The sequence below is a fragment of the Streptomyces sp. Root1304 genome (genome assembly GCF_001426405.1).
GTDB lineage: Bacteria > Actinomycetota > Actinomycetes > Streptomycetales > Streptomycetaceae > Streptomyces.
Window position 1 is genome coordinate 801,500 of the sequence record NZ_LMEP01000012.1, and the last position, 19,073, is coordinate 820,572.

Annotated in this window: 16 protein-coding genes; 10 read left to right on the plus strand and 6 right to left on the minus strand. The window is 72.0% G+C overall.

The window, feature by feature from the left end; translation table 11 throughout:
- Positions 1 to 36: 36 nt before the first annotated feature.
- Positions 37 to 483: a hypothetical protein gene (locus ASD33_RS16505; protein WP_056560215.1), complete on the minus strand. Its 447-nt coding sequence runs from the start codon at positions 481 to 483 to the stop codon at positions 37 to 39.
- Between the two features lie 271 nt (positions 484 to 754).
- On the opposite strand from ASD33_RS16505, the gene ASD33_RS16510 reads away from it, so the two are divergent.
- Complete coding sequence (locus ASD33_RS16510; RefSeq protein WP_056560220.1) at positions 755 to 2,116, plus strand: glutamine synthetase family protein; 1,362 nt, start codon at positions 755 to 757, stop codon at positions 2,114 to 2,116.
- A 99-nt stretch (positions 2,117 to 2,215) separates the two neighbouring features.
- On the opposite strand, the gene ASD33_RS16515 is transcribed toward ASD33_RS16510, so the two are convergent.
- Complete coding sequence (locus ASD33_RS16515) at positions 2,216 to 3,145, minus strand: serine hydrolase (RefSeq protein ID WP_079044809.1); 930 nt, start codon at positions 3,143 to 3,145, stop codon at positions 2,216 to 2,218.
- Positions 3,146 to 3,262: 117 nt separating this feature from the next.
- Between ASD33_RS16515 and ASD33_RS35010 the strand changes: the two genes are divergently transcribed.
- The 3 genes from ASD33_RS35010 to ASD33_RS16530 all read left to right on the plus strand — a co-directional run bounded on the left by ASD33_RS35010 (position 3,263) and on the right by ASD33_RS16530 (position 4,541).
- Positions 3,263 to 3,673, plus strand: a complete 411-nt coding sequence (locus tag ASD33_RS35010) for a hypothetical protein (RefSeq protein WP_056560223.1) — start codon at positions 3,263 to 3,265, stop codon at positions 3,671 to 3,673.
- An 89-nt stretch (positions 3,674 to 3,762) separates the two neighbouring features.
- Positions 3,763 to 4,005 (plus strand): Imm21 family immunity protein, encoded by a 243-nt coding sequence (locus tag ASD33_RS36310; protein ID WP_056560226.1) that lies wholly within the window; start codon positions 3,763 to 3,765, stop codon positions 4,003 to 4,005.
- Positions 4,006 to 4,046: 41 nt separating this feature from the next.
- Positions 4,047 to 4,541, plus strand: coding sequence for a GNAT family N-acetyltransferase (locus tag ASD33_RS16530; protein WP_079044811.1), 495 nt, complete (start codon positions 4,047 to 4,049; stop codon positions 4,539 to 4,541).
- Between the two features lie 10 nt (positions 4,542 to 4,551).
- On the opposite strand, the gene ASD33_RS16535 is transcribed toward ASD33_RS16530, so the two are convergent.
- On the minus strand, positions 4,552 to 4,983 hold the full coding sequence (locus ASD33_RS16535; protein ID WP_056560228.1) for a VOC family protein: 432 nt from the start codon (positions 4,981 to 4,983) through the stop codon (positions 4,552 to 4,554).
- Between the two features lie 305 nt (positions 4,984 to 5,288).
- Here ASD33_RS16535 and ASD33_RS16540 point away from each other — a divergent pair, with 305 nt between their 5' ends.
- Together ASD33_RS16540 and ASD33_RS16545 are read left to right on the plus strand one after the other, a co-directional pair.
- Complete coding sequence (locus ASD33_RS16540) at positions 5,289 to 6,608, plus strand: cytochrome P450 (RefSeq protein WP_056560235.1); 1,320 nt, start codon at positions 5,289 to 5,291, stop codon at positions 6,606 to 6,608.
- Entirely contained in the window at positions 6,605 to 7,852 is a 1,248-nt protein-coding gene (locus tag ASD33_RS16545; protein ID WP_056560237.1) for a cytochrome P450, read from the plus strand. Before ASD33_RS16540 ends, ASD33_RS16545 begins: the two co-directional genes overlap by 4 nt.
- 118 nt (positions 7,853 to 7,970) lie before the next feature.
- On the opposite strand, the gene ASD33_RS16550 is transcribed toward ASD33_RS16545, so the two are convergent.
- Positions 7,971 to 10,106: a PIG-L family deacetylase gene (locus ASD33_RS16550; protein ID WP_056560239.1), complete on the minus strand. Its 2,136-nt coding sequence runs from the start codon at positions 10,104 to 10,106 to the stop codon at positions 7,971 to 7,973.
- A gap of 253 nt (positions 10,107 to 10,359) precedes the next feature.
- Here ASD33_RS16550 and ASD33_RS16555 point away from each other — a divergent pair, with 253 nt between their 5' ends.
- Positions 10,360 to 13,356: a bifunctional [glutamine synthetase] adenylyltransferase/[glutamine synthetase]-adenylyl-L-tyrosine phosphorylase gene (locus ASD33_RS16555; protein WP_056560241.1), complete on the plus strand. Its 2,997-nt coding sequence runs from the start codon at positions 10,360 to 10,362 to the stop codon at positions 13,354 to 13,356.
- Positions 13,357 to 13,467: 111 nt separating this feature from the next.
- Here ASD33_RS16555 and ASD33_RS16560 read toward each other — a convergent pair whose 3' ends face one another.
- Together ASD33_RS16560 and ASD33_RS16565 are read right to left on the minus strand one after the other, a co-directional pair.
- Entirely contained in the window at positions 13,468 to 14,412 is a 945-nt protein-coding gene (locus ASD33_RS16560; RefSeq protein WP_079044812.1) for a phosphatase PAP2 family protein, read from the minus strand.
- A gap of 75 nt (positions 14,413 to 14,487) precedes the next feature.
- Positions 14,488 to 15,522, minus strand: a complete 1,035-nt coding sequence (locus tag ASD33_RS16565; protein ID WP_056560243.1) for a LacI family DNA-binding transcriptional regulator — start codon at positions 15,520 to 15,522, stop codon at positions 14,488 to 14,490.
- A 348-nt stretch (positions 15,523 to 15,870) separates the two neighbouring features.
- Between ASD33_RS16565 and ASD33_RS16570 the strand changes: the two genes are divergently transcribed.
- Genes ASD33_RS16570 through ASD33_RS16580 form a run of 3 tightly spaced genes read left to right on the plus strand, consistent with a single transcriptional unit; the run spans position 15,871 to position 19,063 of the window.
- Positions 15,871 to 17,148, plus strand: a complete 1,278-nt coding sequence (locus ASD33_RS16570) for an extracellular solute-binding protein (protein ID WP_056560246.1) — start codon at positions 15,871 to 15,873, stop codon at positions 17,146 to 17,148.
- A 20-nt stretch (positions 17,149 to 17,168) separates the two neighbouring features.
- Positions 17,169 to 18,182, plus strand: coding sequence for a sugar ABC transporter permease (locus ASD33_RS16575; protein ID WP_056560249.1), 1,014 nt, complete (start codon positions 17,169 to 17,171; stop codon positions 18,180 to 18,182).
- A complete protein-coding gene (locus ASD33_RS16580) occupies positions 18,179 to 19,063 on the plus strand; it encodes a carbohydrate ABC transporter permease (protein ID WP_107103730.1) in 885 nt (294 codons plus the stop codon). Before ASD33_RS16575 ends, ASD33_RS16580 begins: the two co-directional genes overlap by 4 nt.
- The last annotated feature ends 10 nt before the right edge of the window (positions 19,064 to 19,073 follow it).

Genomic DNA, 19,073 nt, shown 5'->3' on the forward strand with positions numbered 1-19,073 from the left:
GGTGCTGGACGTGCGGGGGCGGGACGCCCGCCGCCGCTACGTCCGGAGAACTTGAAGGACGTGCAGGTCCGGCGCGCGGGGCTGGGCGCCGGTGCGGCCCGCCGGGTCGTCGGCGGGCGGCGGGAAGAGGCGCGGGAGCCCGCCCTCCGCGTGCAGCGGCGGGTCGAGCGGGGGTGCGCTGAGGACGGCGGGGGAGAGCGAGGGGAAGAGCGAGCAGCCGCCGCGGTCGTAGGGACAGACGTACTCGCCGACGGCGGTGCCGGCGGCGAGGGCGGTGGCGGCGGTCGTCCGTACGGACTGCTCGGTCCGTACGGTTCCCCCGCCCTGTGCGGTCCCTCCGGCGGCGCGCTCCGGATGATGCCTCGCGGAGTCGGGCCCGGCCCCCAGACAGAAGAAGAGCGCGGCGAGGAGCGTCGCCACGGCACTCACCAGTGCCATGGGACGCGCGTGCCGGGACGGGCGTACGAGCCGTGTGGCCCCCATGGGCGCAGATCGTAGTGGGCGCGGAGCCTCTGTGGGCCGAACGGGGTACCACTCGGTACCGACGGGCGGGCGGCGGAGGGGCGAACGGGCACCCGGAGCGCACCGGCCGGACACCCTCGCGCGGCCGTTCTCGCGTTACCTGAGTCACACCGGAGCGGGCACTATGGGTGTGCAACGTGCGCGAAACCATGTGGTGGGATGCTCAGGTGCCCCCCGACGTTGCCCGAGGCGGTGGGAGCAGGCGGCCTGACCAGCGAGGATGGGTGTGGAAATGGACAAGCAGCAGGAATTCGTGCTCCGTACGCTCGAGGAGCGCGACATCCGCTTCGTACGTCTGTGGTTCACCGACGTGCTCGGCTTCCTCAAGTCGGTCGCCGTGGCGCCGGCCGAGCTGGAGCAGGCCTTCGACGAGGGCATCGGCTTCGACGGCTCCGCGATCGAGGGCTTCGCCCGGGTCTACGAGTCCGACATGATCGCCAAGCCGGACCCGGGGACCTTCCAGATCCTGCCGTGGCGGGCCGAGGCGCCGGGGACGGCCCGGATGTTCTGCGACATCCTCATGCCGGACGGCTCGCCGTCCTTCGCGGACCCGCGCTACGTCCTCAAGCGGGCGCTCGCCAAGACCTCGGACCTGGGCTTCACCTTCTACACGCACCCCGAGATCGAGTTCTTCCTCCTCAAGGACAAGCCGCTCGACGGCACCCGCCCGACCCCGGCGGACAACTCGGGCTACTTCGACCACACCCCGCAGAACGTGGGCATGGACTTCCGCCGCCAGGCGATCACGATGCTCGAATCGATGGGCATCTCGGTGGAGTTCAGCCACCACGAGGGCGCGCCGGGCCAGCAGGAGATCGACCTCCGGTACGCGGACGCGCTCTCCACCGCGGACAACATCATGACGTTCCGCCTGGTCATGAAGCAGGTGGCGCTGGAGCAGGGCGTGCAGGCCACGTTCATGCCGAAGCCGTTCTCGGACTACCCGGGCTCGGGCATGCACACCCACCTGTCGCTGTTCGAGGGCGACCGGAACGCGTTCTACGAGTCGGGTGCCGAGTACCAGCTGTCGAAGGTGGGCCGCTCGTTCATCGCGGGCCTGCTGAAGCACGCGGGCGAGATCTCGGCCGTCACCAACCAGTGGGTCAACTCGTACAAGCGGATCTGGGGCGGCTCCTCGCGCACGGCCGGCTCCGGCGGCGAGGCCCCCTCGTACATCTGCTGGGGCCACAACAACCGCTCGGCGCTGATCCGCGTCCCCATGTACAAGCCGGGCAAGACGGGCTCCTCGCGGGTCGAGGTCCGCTCGATCGACTCGGGCGCCAACCCGTACCTGACGTACGCGGTACTCCTCGCGGCGGGCCTGAAGGGCATCGAGGAGGGCTACGAACTCCCGGCCGGCGCGGACGACGACGTCTGGGCCCTCTCCGACGCGGAACGCCGCGCCATGGGCATCGAGCCGCTCCCGCAGAACCTGGGCGAGGCGATCACCCTGATGGAGAAGAGCGAACTGGTCGCGGAGACGCTGGGAGAGCACGTCTTCGACTTCTTCCTGCGCAACAAGAAGCAGGAGTGGGAGGAGTACCGCAGCGAGGTCACGGCCTTCGAACTGCGGAAGAACCTGCCGGTGCTGTGAGCGCGGGTCGGAGCGTGTCCGTACGGGTCATCGGCCTGTGGACGGCCGACTGCGGCAGTCCACAGGCCCGTGACCGGCAGGGTTCGCGTGATCGCGGCGTCAGCCCTGGGGCACCGCGATGTGCGCCTCCATGGGCATGACGGTCGGCGTGTAGCGGGACGCGGTGCGCACGTCCGGGGTCAGGTCCCGGTGGATCACCTTCGAGACGGCCTGGATCGTGGCCACGCCGTAGTTCATCGTGCTGTTGCCGTCGGTGAGCACGGAGATGGTGTAGTCGTGGCCGCCGCCCTTGAACGCGCCGATGCTGTGTACGCGCCAGCCGCGCGTGGCGCGCTGCAGCCAGCCGTTCTTGACGTGCACCGACACCGAGGAGGGCGCGCCGGCCGGGGTGCCCCACTTCTGTGAGGTGACGACGTTCTTCATGAGCTTGAGGACGTAGGCGCGGGAGGTGTCGCGCAGGACGGTGTTCCTGGTGGTGATCAGCGAGAGCAGCCGCTGCTCGTCGGTGACGTTGATCTGGGTGAGCCCCCAGTAGCCGCCGGACCCCGGCACCGTCCGGCTCATGCGGGCGGCCGACAGGAAGCCCTTCACCTTGGTGACGCCGAGCTGCCTCCACAGGGTCGAGGTGGCCGTGTTGTCGGACTTGGTGATCATGGCGGTGGCCAGGCCGGCCTCGCGTGAGGTCAGGCTCCGGTTGGTCTTCTGGGCGTCCCAGAGGAGCGTGGCGAGGACGGTCACCTTCACGACGCTGGCCGAGTCGTACGAGCCCGTGGCGCGCAGGGTGCAGGTGGTGTTCGTGGCGCGGTCGTACAGGCCGACGGCCACGGTGCCGGAGCGCGTGGCGAGGACGGCGGCGATGTCCTTCTTGAGCCTGGCGGCGAGCCCGGTCTGGCTCGACGTACAGCTGACCTGCGGCGCGGTGGCGGCGGAAGCGGGCGCCGCGCCCGCGACGACGGGCACGAGCATTCCGGCGGCGGCAGCGGCCACGACCGGGAGCGCGCGGGCGCGCTGGGATATGCGGTGAGTCATGTGGGTCCCCCTGGAAACGGTCCGGCGAGCACGCCCGGGGCGCGCTCGCCCTGGACGACTCCTCGGGCGCGCATATGGTTGTACGAATCCAGCGGAACCGGGGGAGAGGGGGACGACATGGAGCTTGTGCCCACGCTCGTCAACCGGTTGGCCAACACGGGGCTCGGGCTCGCGCCGGGAGTCGGCTTCGCCGTGTACGCGGTGGAGGCCGGGGCCGCCCGGCAGCGGGCGGCGGCGGTGGCCGCCGTCCTGGCCTGCGCGATCGTCGCCGTGCGGGGCTTCCGCGCGGGGGTCCGCTGCGAGGCCGGGCGACTGGTGGTCCGCGGCTTCGTGTGGACCCGGTCGATACCGCGATCGTCCGTCACCGAGGTCACCCCCTTCCCGGCCGTCCGCTGGACCACCCCCGGCGGACGCCGCCGCTGGACACCGCTCTGGGCCTTCACCGAACCGACGGAGGGAACCAGAGGCGCGCAGTCACGCAAACGAACCAACACCACGCGCCTGCGACGCTGGGCGGCCGGGGGGTAGCGGGGCTCGGCGGGCGCCGGGGCGTCTCGGTGGTGCCGAACTGCCGGTCCACGGGACCTCGTAGCGTCGGGGACGGGTCGTCCGGAGCGGTGGGTCGGCATCCCGGGACCTCCTGGGAGGACTGCGGGGTCTGGGAGACGGACGGGGCCGCCGTGTTGATGGACTCCGCCGAGGCCGGGGTCGATCTCGGGGTTCCGTACCCGGGCGGCACACGGATGCCGCAGCAGGCCGATGTCGACGTTCCCGCCGGGTGCTGGCGGGTCCGCGCCTGCTGTTCGAGCGGTGTGGACCCCTCGGTCGGGGTGGTCCGCCTGCTTCCGGTGACTGCCTGAACTCCGTTGCCCCCGCTCGGCGGTCGGTTCAGACTGGTCTCGTGAGGATCTCTTCCGTCGCCACCGCGCGGCTTGTCCTGCATCCCCTCAGCGTCGGTGAGGCCGAGCGGATCGTGGCCCGGGAAGCCGGGCCGGGGGATCTGTGGGGGGCCGGCTATCCCGCCGACGGGGACGTCTCCGGGGCCGGGACGTTTCTGCGGGTGTGGGCCTCCTCCGGGGATCCCGGGGTGTTCGGGATCTACGAGATACGGCTCCGCGACACCGGTGTCGCCGTCGGGGGGATCGGGTTCCACGGGCCGCCCGACGAGATCGGGGTCGCCACCGTGGGATACGGGCTGGTGCCCGACGCGCAGGGGCGGGGGTACGCCTCCGAGGCTCTGCGCGCGCTCCTCGGGATCGCCCGCACGGCCGGTGTCTCCGGAGTGAAGGGGGACGCCGACCTCGACAACCTCGGCTCCCACCGGGTGATGGAGGCCGCCGGGATGGCCTGCGTGGCCGAGGACGCCCGACTCCGGCATTTCTACGTGGGGTTCTAGCTCTCCCCGCTCAGCGTTCCGACAGTTCCGACGGGGCCTCCTGGACCACCCAGCCGTTGCCGTCCGGGTCCTCGAAGGTCATGAAGGAGTTCCACGTACCGCCCTTGCCCTCCTCCCAGCCCGTCGCCCCGACGTGCCGGATCGGCGAGGCCTCCACGCCTCGGGCCACGAGTTCCTTCCGTGCCGCCTCGATGTCCGTGACGCAGAGCTGGAGGCCCTGCAGATCGCCCGGCGCCATGTTCCTCGTGCCCGGCAGGTCCGGCATCCCGCTCATCATCGCGATCGAGCAGCGCGAGCCCGGCGGCGTCGCCTGGATGATGCGCGTGCCCGGCGCCACCTCGTCGTCCAGGTCGATCCTGAAGCCGCACCGCTCGCCGTAGAACTCCTTCGCCCGGTCCAGGTCGGTCACGGGGACCGGGACGACTTCCAGTGTCCAGTTCATGGGTTCCTCTTCCTCTGTCGCGCGTGAGCCCTGCCGCCCGCGCCGCCCTGCAAGCTCCGCCCGCAGGCCCGGACCTGACGGAAAACCGTCGTCCCTCGCGGCCGGTTCCGGTGTGCATCGTCCCCGCCGGGGTGCCGAACGCGCGCTTGGACGCGGGAATGCTCCCCTGTTGTTCCGTCTGTTCCGTTCCAGGTTTGAAATCGACCGTCATTGACGGCTTCTTCGACACGCAACGTCCTTATAGTGAGCCTGCTTTGATCACATGACCGCGACGCGTGCGACTGTCGCCACAGGATCCAGGACACATGACGCGCCCTTCCTCCGCAGAGCCCGCGCCCGCTCCGACTCCGAACTCCCCGCCCCCCGGGTGCCCGGCGCACGCCGGCCCGGCGGCCGTGGCGCTGAGCGGGCCCGAGTTCCAGACCGACCCCCACGCCGTCCACCGCGCCATGCGCCGCGACCACGGCCCCGTCGTCCCCGTGGAACTGCCCGGCGGCATCCCCGCCTGGCTGGTCATCGGCTACCGCGAGGTCCACCGGGTCACCAGCGACGGGGAGTTGTTCCCGCGCGACGTGAGCCTGTGGAACCAGTGGCCGAACATCCCCGACGACTGGCCGCTGCTCCCGATGGTCGGGCGACCCCTGCCCTCCATCTACTTCACCGCCGGGCAGGAACACCGCCGGCACGTCCGGATGGTCGTCCCCGCCCTCGAAGGCGCCGACCCCTTCGAGACCCGCGGGCACTGCGAGGAACTGGCCGACCGGCTGATCGACGCCGTGTGCGGCCGCGGCACGGCCGACCTCGTGGCCGACTTCTGCGAGCCCCTCCCCGTCCTCGTCCTCGCCCGCCTCGTCGGCTTCCCCGACGGCGAGGGCGCCGACATCGCCCGGGTGCTGAAGGACCTGGCCGACGGCGGCCCGGAGGCGCAGAGCGCCCACCTGCGGTTCGCCGAACACATGGCGAAGCTGGTCGCCGCGAAGCATGCCGAGCCCGGGAACGACATCACCTCGCGCATGCTCGCCTTCCCCGAGGCGTTCACCGACGAGGAGTACATGCTCGACCTGATGGCCATCACGGCCGCCGGGCACCTCACCACCGCCGACTGGATCAGCAACTCCCTGCGCCTGATGCTCACCGAGACCGAGCTGGCCGACTCGATGGCCGGCGGCCGGCGCAGCGTCGGCGAGGCCACGACCGAGGTGCTGTGGGAGGACACCCCGACCCAGATCCTCGCCGGACGCTGGGCCGTCCGGGACACCCGGCTCGGCGAACGGCTCATCAAGGCCGGGGACATGCTGCTCCTCGGCCTCGGCGCCGCCAACACCGACCCGCTGATCCGGCAGGGCGCCGCGGTGGCGGACACGGGCGCCGACGCCGCCGCCCGCAGCGGCGCCGGCGCGCACCTGGCGTTCAGCCACGGCGAGTACCGGTGCCCCTTCCCCGCCCAGGAGATCGCCGAGACCATCGTCCGCACCGGCATCGAGGTCCTGCTCGACCGGCTGCCCGACCTCGAACTCGCCGTCGCCACCGAGGATCTCGTACGGCGGCCCTCCGCCTTCCTGCGCGGCACCACCTCGCTTCCCGTCCGGTTCACCCCCGTCCGCACGTCAGGAGATCCCTCGTGAACTGCCCCCACGCCTCCGCCGCCCAGGGCGGCGGGCCCGTCGTCATCGACCCGATGGTGCAGGACCTGGACGGCGAGACGGCGCGGCTGCGCGACGCCGGAGCGCTGGCGACGATCGATCTCCTCGGGGTGCCCGCCCGGGCCGTCACCCGGCACGCCGACGCCCGGCGGCTCCTCGTCGACCCCCGCCTGGTGAAGGACCTCGACGCCTGGAGCCTGTGGCGCAGCGGCGAGGTGACGCACGCCTGGCCGCTCATCGGGATGATCGACGCCGGACGGTCCATGTTCACCGTCGACGGCGCCGAACACCGCCGCCTGCGCACCAAGACCTCCCAGGCGCTCACCCCGCGCCGCCTCGAAGCGATACGCCCCGACATCGAGAAGTTCACCGGCGAACTCCTCGACGCGCTCGCGGACGGCGGCCGGGACGGGGCCGTCGTCGACCTCAAGTCCGTGTTCGCGCAGCCGCTGCCGATGCGGGTCGTGGGCATGCTGATGGGCGTCGACCCGGCCGCGAACGCCATGCTGACCCGCCAGTACAAGGCCTTCTTCTCGATGCTCACCCCGCAGGACGAACGACTGGCCCTGCTGGCCGAACTGGACGTCTTCTACGCCGGTCTCGTCCGCGAGAAGACCGCGCGGCCCACCGACGACCTGACCTCCGCGCTGATCCTCGCCGACGAGGGCGGCGAGCCGCTCACCGAGGAGGAGGTGATCGGCAACCTCAAGGCGATGGTCGCCGCCGGGCACGAGACCACGATCGGCCTCATCCTCAACGCCGTACGCGCCCTGCTCGCCCACCCCGACCAGCTGCGGATGGTCCTGGACGGCGAGGTCTCCTGGGAGACGGTGATCGAGGAGACCCTCCGGTGGGACACCCCCACCACCCATCTGCTGATGCGTTTCGCCACCGAGGACATCGAGGTGGGCGAGGACGTCATCGCCGCCGGCGAGGGCGTCGTCATCTCCTACCGGGCGATCGGCCGCGACCCCGAGCAGCACGGCCCCGACGCCGACGCGTTCGACATCACCCGGCCGACCGCCGCCCGGCACATGACCTTCGGCCACGGCCCGCACATCTGCCCCGGCGCGGCCCTGTCCCGCGTCGAGGCGGGCATCGCCCTGCCCGCCCTCTTCGCGCGCTTCCCCCGCCTGCGGCTCGCGGTGCCGGACGCGGACCTCCGCAAGCTGCCGGTGATGACGCAGAACGACATGGAGGCGTTCCCCGTACTCCTGGACGCCTGAGCGGTACGGGGACCCGGCCGGGCGCGGGTCATCGGGGAGGCGGGGGAGCGGGACGGCCGGCCGAGCCGGGGGACGGCCAGCGGGAGAGCGGAACGGCCGGCCGGGGGAGCCGGAACGGTCAGCGGACCGCCGGCGTCCAGTGCAGCCGGCCGTCCAGGCCGATCGCCGCCACCCCGTCCGTCCCCGCGTCCGGCGCCCCCGCGAAGAGGAACTTCTCCAGCCGCCACGCCGGGCCGCCCGCCGCCCTGCCGTGCGGCGCCGTCGCCAGGAATCCCGTCCGCGACCGGACCGCGAGGACGCCGTCGCCGCCGCTCACCGGGCCGAAGCCGGCCACCCCGCCGGGAAGTTCGGTGATCGGGGAGACCGGTCCCGCGCCCGAGAAGTCGGCGCTCCGCAGGTCGCCGGAGGCCGGCTTGCGGAACCAGAGCCGTACCCCGTCGCCGTCCGGCGCCGTGCTCGCGCTCAGCGCGAGGGTCGTCGCCGGGAGACCGGTCCGCACCGGGCCCACCAGCGGGCCACCGGGGCCCTGCCCCGCCCAGGCCAGGACGGTGCGCGGGGTGCTCGCGAAGACGTGCACCCGGCCGGTCCCGTCCGTCGCCGCGACCGGGTCGCCGTACACATCGGTGCCGCCGAGCGTCCGCCACGGCCCCCAGCCGCCGTCCGCGCGCTGCTCGCGCGCCGTGAGCCGGTGCCGGCTGTCCCGCAGGAGCACGGTCGCCCGGCCCCCGCCGTCCACGGTCACGGCGGGCGCGCTGATGTCCGAGGTGCCGCTCGTGTCGTCCCGCTCGGGCGTGCCGAGCGAGCGCCACGGGCCGAAGGAGCCGCCCGGCGCCGACTGCGCGGTGGTCACCACCTCCCGGCGGTAGCCGGTGGGGCCGTCGCCGGTGAGCCCGGAGAGCGTCGTCCGGGTGCCGTAGACCGCGAGGCGGCCGTCCGGCAGCGCCACGGACGTGACCCCGCTGTCCAGGCCGCCGCCGGGCAGCAGCACCGGGCCGCGCCACGCGCCGCCGCCGGCCGGCCGGCGCCAGGCCGCGAGGTGCCCGTCGAGCACGGAGAAGGCGCGCAGACCGCCGTCCCCGTCCCGCTGCACCCAGGAGGTGGAGGTGCCCCGGGCGTAGCGGACGGTCTGCGACCAGCCCCGCCCGGCGGGCCGCGCGGCCACCTTCAGGTCGCCGCAGCCCGCGGCCGTCCCGCAGTCGTTGACGCCGTCGAGCCAGGCGTAGGTCTCGAGGGTCTTCAGCTTGGCGCCGGCCGTCTCGGGGTCGAGGGTGTGCGGCAGCACGCTGGTGGGGTAGCCGAGGTAGTTCTGCACGCCGACGTGCGGGTGCCCGGGGACGCCCGCGTACCGGGCCAGGGCGGCCTGCGCGAACCGTGCCCCGTACAGGTGGTCCTGGTGGTCCCTGAGCTTCCCCGTCTTCGGGTACGTGCCCGGCGTCGGGTCCTGCATCCGGACGAAGGTCGGCCGGAAGCGGTCGAGCAGCCCGGTGACCGTGGCGACGACCTCCTCCTTCGTGTACGTGAAGTCGGCGGCGACCGGGGTGCCGGCGGACCGCTGCGACTCGAGCGCGCCGATCCGGCCGTGCCACAGGCCGCTGAGGCTGTGCGGGCGGTCGTCGCTGATCGAACCGGCCTCGCGCAGCTGCAGCCACACGAGCCTGACCTGCGGCTTCGCGCGCAGCGTGTCCAGCTCGGCATACGCGCCGCCGGCCGTGGGGAGCGCGGTCCGGTCCCAGGCGCTCGTCCGGTGGCCGGTCGCCATCTCGGCGTACGCGGCCCGGATGCCGTTCTGCCGGGCCTCGGCGTACCCCGCCTTGTCGGGCTCGGTCGCGGCGGCGTCCACCGGGCGGGCGTTGACGCCGTCGGACTCGCCGGCGGTGAGGTAGACGGAGGTCAGGGGGGTGCCGGAGCGCAGGGTCTGGGAGACGTCCGGGTTCATGAAGTACAGGTCGTCGTCGGGGTGGGCGACGATCTGGACGACGGAGGCGGGGGCCTTCGCCTTCGGCGCGGAGGCCGCCGGGGGCCGTCCCGGCCGCGCGGCCCCCGTGGTCCCGGCGGTCCCGGCGGCGTTCGAGGCCGCCTTGGCCGCCGCGCCCGAGCCCTTCCCCTCCGGCACCGCGTGCGCCGTCGGAGTCCTCGGCGCGCCCGTCACCGAGAGCAGCCCGGCGAAGGTGCCGCCCACGAGGACGGCCGTCACGGCCGTGGACAGGGTCCTGCGGCGGGACGGGAGGAGACGGCGGCGGGGGCGGACGGGCATGTTCGGCGGCGCGCTTTCAACAGAGGGTCGGGCGGGGCCCCGGCGGGAGCCGGGCAGGCGGAAGGGGTCCGCCCCGAGCAAGACGGACTTTCAAGGAATACGGTTCATCCGCTCCGAAAAGCGATCAATGTGCGAGACATCACGTGTGATCCGCTGCGAACCGAAGGCCCGCACACCCCCGTCCGCCGCTCCGGATAGGCTCGATCCACCCCGGCTCCACCACGGGGCGGACCTGCTCGGAGGGAGCGGCGGAATGACGGTGCCGGGACGCAGGAGCAGCACGTTCTCACGTCTGCTGCGGCACGGATTCACCGACCCTTCCGGGGCCGAGCGGCTGCTCGACGTACCCGAGCTGTCCGAACTGCGCGGCGACTCCGTCCTCCTCGACGCGCTCGGCGCCACCGCCGACCCCGACCTCGCCCTGCGCGGCCTGGTCCGGCTGGTCGAGGCGCAGCCGGACACCGAGCGGCAGACCTTCACGACCACCCTGCTGGCCGCCAAGCCGTTCAGGGACCGGCTCCTCGGGGTGCTCGGCGCCTCGGAGGCGCTCGGCGACCATCTGGCCCGGCACCCGCGCGACTGGGAGTCCCTGGTCACCTACGAGGCGGCCGACCTGCACCCGGGGGTCGCCGAGTTCGAGCGGGGCCTCGCGGAGGCCGTCGACGCGGTGTCGCTGCGGGTCGCCTACCGGCGCTGCCTGCTCGCCATAGCGGCCCGTGACGTGTGCGGCACCACCGACGTCGCCGAGACCGCCGCCGAGCTGGCCGACCTGGCGACGGCGACCCTGCGCGCCGCGCTCGCCATCGCCCGTACGGCCGCACCCGCCGACGCCGCGATGTGCCGGCTCGCGGTGATCGCGATGGGCAAGTGCGGCGGCCACGAGCTGAACTACGTCTCCGACGTGGACGTGATCTTCGTGGCGGAGCCCACCGACGGCACGGAGGCCGCCGACGAGGGCAAGGCCCTCCAGGCCGCGACCCGGCTCGCCTCCCATCTGATGCGGATCTGCTCCGAGACCAACATCGAGGGCACCATCTGGCCGGTGGACGCCAATCTGCGCCCCGAGGGCCGCAACGGACCCCTGGTCCGTACGCTCTCCTCCCACCTCGCGTACTACCAGCGCTGGGCGAAGACCTGGGAGTTCCAGGCCCTCCTGAAGGCGCGCGCGGTGGCGGGCGACCCGGAACTGGGCGCCCAGTACGTCGACGCCGTCTCCCCGCTCGTCTGGCAGGCCGCCGAGCGCGAGAACTTCGTCCCCGACGTGCAGAAGATGCGCCGCCGGGTCGTCGACAACATCCCGGCCGCCCAGGTCGACCGCGAACTGAAGCTCGGTCCCGGTGGACTCCGGGACGTCGAGTTCGCCGTCCAGCTGCTCCAGCTGGTGCACGGCCGCAGCGACGCCACCCTGCACAGCGGCACCACCCTCGACGCGCTGGCCGCCCTCGCCGCCGGCGGTTACGTCGGCCGGGCCGACGCCTCCCAGCTCGACGAGGCCTACCGCTTTCTGCGGGCGATGGAGCACCGCATCCAGCTGTACCGGCTGCGCCGCACGCATCTGGTCCCCGAGGACGAGGCCGATCTGCGCCGCCTCGGCCGCTCCCTCGGACTGCGCACCGACCCGGTCACCGAGCTGAACCGGACGTGGAAGCGGCACGCGGCCGTCGTCCGCCGGCTGCACGAGAAGATCTTCTACCGCCCGCTGCTCGACGCGGTCGCCCAGCTCGCCCCCGGCGAGATCCGGCTCAGCCCGAAGGCGGCCGGACAGCGCCTGGAGGCACTGGGGTACGCGGACCCCGCCGCCGCCCTGCGGCACCTGGAGGCGCTGGCCTCCGGGGTCAGCCGCAAGGCCGCGATCCAGCGGACGCTGCTCCCGGTGCTGCTCGGCTGGTTCGCGGACTCGGCCGACCCGGACGCCGGACTGCTCGGCTTCCGCAAGGTCTCCGACGCCCTCGGCAAGACCCCGTGGTACCTGCGGCTGCTCCGCGACGAGGGCGCCGCCGCCGAGAACCTGGCGCGGGTCCTCTCCGCCGGGCGGCTCGCCCCCGACCTGCTGCTCCGCGCCCCCGAGGCGGTCGCGCTGCTCGGCGACCCGGAGGGCCTGAAGCCGCGCGGCCGGGAGCACCTGGAGCAGGAGGTCCTCGCGGCGGTGGGCCGCGCGGACGACGCCGAGCAGGCCGTCGCGGCGGCCCGAGGGGTACGGCGCCGGGAGCTGTTCCGTACCGCCGCGGCCGATCTCATCGGCTCGTACGGCACCGAGGACAGCCCCCGCGAGCCCGACCCGGGCGCGCTGGTCGACCGGGTGGGGGAGGCCGTCACCGACCTCAACGCGGCGACGATCGCGGGCGCCCTCCGGGCCGCCGTGCGCGCCGAGTGGGGCGACGAACTGCCGACCCGCTTCGCGGTCATCGGGATGGGCCGCTTCGGCGGCCACGAGGTGGGTTACGGCTCCGACGCCGACGTCCTGTTCGTGCACGAGCCGCGCGAGGGAGTCGACGAGCAGGAGGCCGCGCGGGCCGCGAACCGGGTGGTCGGCGAGATGCGGCGGCTGCTCCAGCTGCCCACCGCCGACCCGCCGTTGCTGATCGACGCGGACCTCAGGCCGGAGGGCAAGAGCGGACCCATGGTCCGCACCCTGAAGTCGTACGCGGCCTACTACCACCGCTGGTCGCTGGTCTGGGAGAGCCAGGCGCTGCTGCGCGCCGCGCCGATGGCCGGGGACGCCGAGCTGGGGGCGCGGTTCGTCGAGCTCGTCGACCCGCTGCGCTACCCGGCGGAGGGCCTCGGCGAGGACGCCGTCCGCGAGATCCGCCGCCTCAAGGCCCGGATGGAGTCCGAGCGGCTGCCGCGCGGCGCCGACCCGACGCTCCACGCCAAGCTGGGGCGCGGCGGCCTCAGCGACGTCGAATGGACGGTCCAGCTGCTCCAGATGCGGCACGGCTGGGCGGAGCCGGGGCTGCGGACCACCCGTACCCGCGAGGCGCTCGCCGCCGCGCACGCGGCCGGTCTGATCCCGACGGAGGAGGCCCAGACCCTGGACGAGGCGTGGGTCCTGGCGAGCCGCGTCCGCAACGCGGTGATGCTGGTCCGCGGCCGCGCCGGGGACACCTTCCCCTCGGACCCGAGGGAACTCGCGGCGGTGGGGCGCTACCTGGGGTACGAGACCGGGCACGTCGGCGAGATGGTCGACGACTACCGCCGGATCACCCGCCGGGCGAGGGCGGTCGTCGAGGAGTACTTCTACGGGGCGTAGCCCGCGGCTTCCGGGGCCCCGCGCGGCGGGGCCCCCGGCCCGGGCTCACCGGCGTGACGGCCCTGGAGGCCGAGCGGGCCCCGGTCCGGCTCGCCGTCGCCGGCGGCCCGGTCACCGACCGGATCTGACCGGGCGCTCCGTGTCGCCGGACGGGGCCTTCTCGCCCTCGCGGTCCGTCTCCTCCTCGCGGTCCGTCCCCTTCGCCGGGGGCGGTCCGCTCCGCTGCGCCGTCGAGGCCGCCGGTTCCACCAGCTTGGGCAGGCGGTGCGGGCGGGAGCCGTACCAGAAGTACGAGACGGCGAAGCCGAAGGCGAGGCAGAGCATGCCGCCGACCGCGTCCAGCCAGAAGTGGTTGGCGGTGGAGACGATCACGACGAGCGTCGCCGCCGGGTAGAGCAGTCCCAGGATCCTCGCCCAGGGGGCCTTGGCGAGGAGGAAGATCGTCACACCGCACCAGAGCGACCAGCCGATGTGCATCGACGGCATCGCCGCGTACTGGTTGGAGACGTGCTTGAGGTTGCCCGAGGCCATCGAGCCCCAGGTGTGGTGGACCAGGACGGTGTCGACGAAGTCCACGCCGTTCATCAGCCGCGGCGGGGCGAGCGGGAACAGGTAGTAACCGACCAGCGCCACACCGGTGGTGGCGAACAGCACCGTACGGAACGCCGCGTAACGGCCCGGGTGCCATCGGTACAGCCACACGAGCACACCGATGGTCACGATGAAGTGCAGCGTCGCGTAGTAGTAGTTCATCGACACGATCAGCCAGGTCACCGAGTTCACGGCGTGGTTGACGGCGTGCTCGAAGGCGAGGCCGAGGGACGACTCGATCTTCCAGATCCAGTCGGCGTTCTTCAGCGCCTCGGTCTTCTGCTCCGGCACCGCGTTGCGGGTCAGGGAGTACAGCCAGTAGCTGACGCCGATGAGGGCGACCTCGAACCAGATCGTGGGGCGCCGGGGCGCGCGCGCACGCAGGCGTGCGAACCTGCCGCCGGCCACGATGGGTGACGACGGGGTCGTCCGGTCGTCCAAACTCTTCACGGTCGTTTCACCCATAGGGAGAGAGTCTGCCAGATCCCTTCCCCCCGACCGATCATCCCTCGGACGGGTTCGGGACGCACCCGGTCCACCTCAGGAAGGAGACCGCGAGGTGGACGGGGCGGACGCGGTCGAACCGCGAACGACCAGCTCAGGCATGAAGACGAACTCGGAATGCGGGGCCGGGGTGCCCCCGACCTCCTCAAGGAGCGCACGGACCGCGGCCTGCCCCATCGCCTGCACGGGCTGCCGGATGGTGGTCAGCGGCGGATCGGTGAACGCTATGAGGGGGGAGTCGTCGAAACCGACGACGGAGACGTCCTTCGGCACGTCGAGGCCCTGCTGCCGGGCGGCCCTGATCGCGCCGAGCGCCATCATGTCGCTCGCGCAGACGACCGCCGTGCAGCCCCGGGAGATCAGCGCCCCGGCCGCCGCCTGGCCGCCCTCCAGGGTGTAGAGCGAGTGCTGGATCAGCGCCTCGGACTCCTCGGGGGAGAGGCCGAGCCGCTCCGCCATGCCCTGCTGGAAGCCCTCTATCTTGCGGAGCACCGGCACGAACCGCTTCGGGCCGACGGCGAGGCCGATCCGGGTGTGCCCGAGCGCCGCGAGGTGCGTCACCGCGAGCCGCATCGCCGCCCGGTCGTCGGGCGAGACGAACGGCGCCTGCACCTTGGGGGAGAAGCCGTTGAGGAGGACGTACGGGACGCCCTTGCCGCGCAGCTGGTCGTAGCGCGTCATGTCGGCGGTGGTGTCGGCGTGCAGCCCCGAGACGAAGATGATGCCGGCGACGCCGCGCTCCACCAGCATGTCGGTCAGCTCGTCCTCGGTGGACCCGCCGGGGGTCTGGGTGGCGAGCACCGGCGTGTACCCCTGCCGGGTCAGGGCCTGCCCGATGACCTGCGCGAGCGCGGGGAAGATCGGGTTGTCGAGTTCGGGGGTGATGAGGCCGACGAGTCCCGCGCTGCGCCGGCGCAGTCGTACGGGCCGCTCGTAGCCGAGCACGTCGAGTGCGGCGAGAACGGATTCACGGGTGGCCGTCGCCACGCCGGGTTTGCCGTTGAGCACGCGGCTGACTGTGGCCTCACTGACCCCCGCCTGGGCTGCGATGTCGGAGAGCCGCGCGGTCATGAGGATGGACTGTACCGGTCACAGCGCGTATTGCCCACCGGACAGGTGATGCAAGCCACCCCGCAAGGTCTTGCAGGACTTGCGGGGTGCGCGGGGGCCACCGGGGGCGTGCGCGCGGGGTCGTGCGGCGCCCGGGGGGCGCGTGTCATCTGCTGTCAAGCGACCCGACGGCAACCTTAGGGACACGCGGATGTAACGATCGCCGGTCCTTGCAGAAAGTTCCCGCAAGGTCTTTCGGCGCGTTTTCATCCCTGTTACGTTCCTGGCAACCCGGAGCGCCGCGAGGGAGCGGTCGCATGAGGAAGGTTCCAGCCCCTCGTCCCCCCGGGATCAGTTGAAGGAGTTCACATGCGGCGTGGCATAGCGGCCACCGCTCTGGTCGCGGCCCTGGGCGTGACCCTGGCGGCGTGCGGTAGTGACAGCGGTTCGGACGGCGGCGGCTCCAAGAGCTCGGGCGAGCTCTCCGGCACCGTCACCTGGTGGGACACCTCCACGGTCGGCTCCGAGGACAAGGTCTTCAAGAAGGTCGCCGAGGACTTCAAGAAGAAGTACCCGAAGGTCACCGTCAAGTACGTGAACGTGCCGTTCGGTGAGGCGCAGAACAAGTTCAAGAACGCCGCGCAGTCCGGCTCCGGCGCCCCCGACGTCATCCGCTCCGAGGTCGCCTGGACCCCCGAGTTCGCGGACCTCGGCTACCTCGCCCCGCTGGACGGCACCCCGGCCCTCAAGGACCAGGGCGACTTCCTGGAGCAGGCCGCCGCCTCCACCAAGTACAACGGCAAGACCTACGCCGTCCCGCAGGTCATCGACTCGATGGGCATCTTCTACAACAAGAAGATGCTCAAGGCCGCCGGCGTCGAGGTGCCCAAGAGCATCGCCGAGCTGAAGACCGCCTCCGCCACGATCAAGCAGAAGACCGGCAAGACCGGCCTGTACCTGCGCGGCGACGACCCGTACTGGTTCCTCTCCTTCCTGTACGGCGAGGGCGGCGACCTCGTCGACGCCGAGCAGAAGAAGATCACCATCGACGGCCCGGCCGGCGTGAAGGCGCTCAAGACCGTCAAGGACCTGGTCGACTCGAAGGCCGCGATCACCGACGCGACCAACGGCTGGGACAACATGCAGGCGTCCTTCAAGGACGGCAAGGTCGCGATGATGATCAACGGCCCGTGGGCCGTCTCCGACACCTTCGCGGGCAAGGAGTTCGCCGACAAGGCCAACCTGGGCATCGCCCCGGTCCCGGCCGGTTCGGCCGGCCAGGGCGCCCCGCAGGGCGGTCACAACCTCGCCGTCTACGCGGGCTCCAAGAACCTCGCCGCCTCCTACGCCTTCGCCGAGTACATGACCTCGGCCGAGACCCAGGCGACGGTCGCGAAGGAGCTGAGCCTCCTCCCGACCCGTCAGTCCGTCTACATCAAGCCGGACGTGGCGACCAACGAGATGATCACCTTCTTCAAGCCGGTCGTCGACAAGGCCGTCCAGCGCCCCTGGATCCCCGAGGGCGGCAGCCTCTTCGAGCCGGTCAAGGTCGAGTACACCAAGGTGCTCACCGGCCAGACCACCCCGGAGGCCGGCGCCAAGGCGATCGGTGACTCCTACCGCAAGCTCCTGAAGGACTGGAAGTAAGAAAGAAGGCTGGCCGGCTCATGGCTGTGGACACTCCCAGCCAGTCGGTGGCGAAGGCCGCGGGTGACGGTGTCACCCGCGGCCGGCGCCGCGGTACTGGTGACAACGGCGGCGCGGTGCGCCGTTCCTTCTCCACCCACTGGTACGCCTGGGCCATGGTGGCCCCGGTCGTCGTCGTCATCGGCGTGATCATCGGCTACCCGCTGGTCCGTGGCGTCTACCTGTCGTTCACCGACGCCAACGAGCGCAACGTCGCGCGCAGCATCGGCGTCAACGAGATCCCGGCCACCTACGAGTTCGTCGGCCTGGACAACTACGTCGACGCGGTCAGCGGCAGCCAGTTCCTCGCCACCCTGGGGTGGACGGTCGTCTGGACCGTCTCCTGCGTGGCCGTCACCTTCGCCCTGGGACTGGCCCTCGCCAACGTCCTCAACCGCAGGATCGCCGGCCGCTCCGTCTACCGGATGCTGCTGATCCTGCCCTGGGCCGTGCCCGGCTTCGTCTCCGTCTTCGCCTGGCGCTTCCTCTACGACGAGCGCCGCGGCATGCTCAACCAGATCCTCTCGGGCGTCGGCATGGACGGCGTCCCGTGGCTGAACGACCCCACCTGGGCCAAGTTCTCGGTCATCGCCGTCAACGTCTGGCTCGGCATCCCCTTCATGATGGTCGCCCTCCTCGGCGGACTCCAGTCCATCCCGAGCGAGATGTACGAGGCGGCCGAGATGGACGGCGCCAACGCCTGGCAGCGCTTCCGGCACATCACGATGCCCGGACTGCGCACGGTGTCGACGACGGTCATCCTGCTCTCGACCATCTGGACCTTCAACATGTTCCCGGTGATCTTCCTGCTCACCCGGGGCGGACCCGGCGAGGCCACCCAGATCCTCGTCACCCAGGCGTACAAGTTCTCCTTCGAGATCAGCCCGCGCGACTTCGCCCAGTCGTCCACGTGGGGCGTCCTCATCCTGATCCTCCTGATGGTCTTCGCCGCGTTCTACCGGCGCGTCCTCCGCAAGCAGGGAGAAGTCTGGTGACCACCACGACGCCCACCACCCGGGCCGCGCACGCCCGGACCACGAACACCCCGATCCGGGGCCGCCGGTCGCCCCTCGCCTCGGTGGGGCTGCACGTCACCCTGATCGTGGCGTCCGTGATCGCCGTCTTCCCGGTGCTCTGGGTCCTGCTGACCTCGCTCAAGCCGGCGAAGTACGCGAGCACCACGGACTTCGTCAAGGAGACGACGTTCGAGAACTACACGAACCTGCTGAAGGACACCCCGTTCCTCACCTGGTTCGGCAACTCGCTCCTCGTCGCCGGCCTCACCACCGTCATCGGCGTCTTCATCGCCGCCACCACCGGCTACGCCGTCAGCCGCTTCCGGTTCCCCGGCAAGCGCGGCCTGATGTGGACGCTGCTCATCACCCAGATGTTCCCGGTCGCCGTCCTCATCGTGCCGATCTACAACATCATGGCGACGATGGGCCTGCTCAACCAGCCGCTCGGCCTGGTCATCACCTACCTGACCATCGCCGTCCCGTTCTGCGCCTGGATGATGAAGGGCTTCTTCGACACCATCCCGCGCGAGATCGACGAGTCCGGCTACGTCGACGGCCTGACCCCCTTCGGCACCTTCTGGCGGCTCATCCTGCCGCTCGCCAAGCCGGGCATCGCGGTGACCGCGTTCTACTCCTTCATCACCGCCTGGGGCGAGGTCGCCTACGCCTCCGCCTTCATGGTCGGCGACGAGAACCTCACGCTGGCCGGCGGACTGCAGAAGTTCGTCAACCAGTACGGCGCCCAGTGGGGTCCGATGTCCGCGGCCTCCGTGCTCATCGCCATCCCCGCCGCCCTGGTGTTCCTCTTCGCCCAGCGGCACCTGGTCACCGGCATGTCCGCCGGTGCCGTCAAGGGCTGAGCCCGATCAC

Excerpts from the sequence above, each read along its gene's own strand:
- ASD33_RS16540 (WP_056560235.1), top strand. The coding sequence starts at position 5,289 with ATGACGCGCCCTTCCTCCGCAGAGCCCGCGCCCGCTCCGACTCCGAAC.
- ASD33_RS16575 (WP_056560249.1), top strand. The coding sequence starts at position 17,169 with ATGGCTGTGGACACTCCCAGCCAGTCGGTGGCGAAGGCCGCGGGTGAC.
- ASD33_RS16565 (WP_056560243.1), bottom strand. The coding sequence starts at position 15,522 with ATGACCGCGCGGCTCTCCGACATCGCAGCCCAGGCGGGGGTCAGTGAG.
- ASD33_RS16550 (WP_056560239.1), bottom strand. The coding sequence starts at position 10,106 with ATGCCCGTCCGCCCCCGCCGCCGTCTCCTCCCGTCCCGCCGCAGGACC.
- ASD33_RS16560 (WP_079044812.1), bottom strand. The coding sequence starts at position 14,412 with ATGGGTGAAACGACCGTGAAGAGTTTGGACGACCGGACGACCCCGTCG.
- ASD33_RS16570 (WP_056560246.1), top strand. The coding sequence starts at position 15,871 with ATGCGGCGTGGCATAGCGGCCACCGCTCTGGTCGCGGCCCTGGGCGTG.
- ASD33_RS16555 (WP_056560241.1), top strand. The coding sequence starts at position 10,360 with ATGACGGTGCCGGGACGCAGGAGCAGCACGTTCTCACGTCTGCTGCGG.
- ASD33_RS16510 (WP_056560220.1), top strand. The coding sequence starts at position 755 with ATGGACAAGCAGCAGGAATTCGTGCTCCGTACGCTCGAGGAGCGCGAC.
- ASD33_RS16535 (WP_056560228.1), bottom strand. The coding sequence starts at position 4,983 with ATGAACTGGACACTGGAAGTCGTCCCGGTCCCCGTGACCGACCTGGAC.
- ASD33_RS35010 (WP_056560223.1), top strand. The coding sequence starts at position 3,263 with ATGGAGCTTGTGCCCACGCTCGTCAACCGGTTGGCCAACACGGGGCTC.
- ASD33_RS16515 (WP_079044809.1), bottom strand. The coding sequence starts at position 3,145 with ATGACTCACCGCATATCCCAGCGCGCCCGCGCGCTCCCGGTCGTGGCC.
- ASD33_RS16505 (WP_056560215.1), bottom strand. The coding sequence starts at position 483 with ATGGGGGCCACACGGCTCGTACGCCCGTCCCGGCACGCGCGTCCCATG.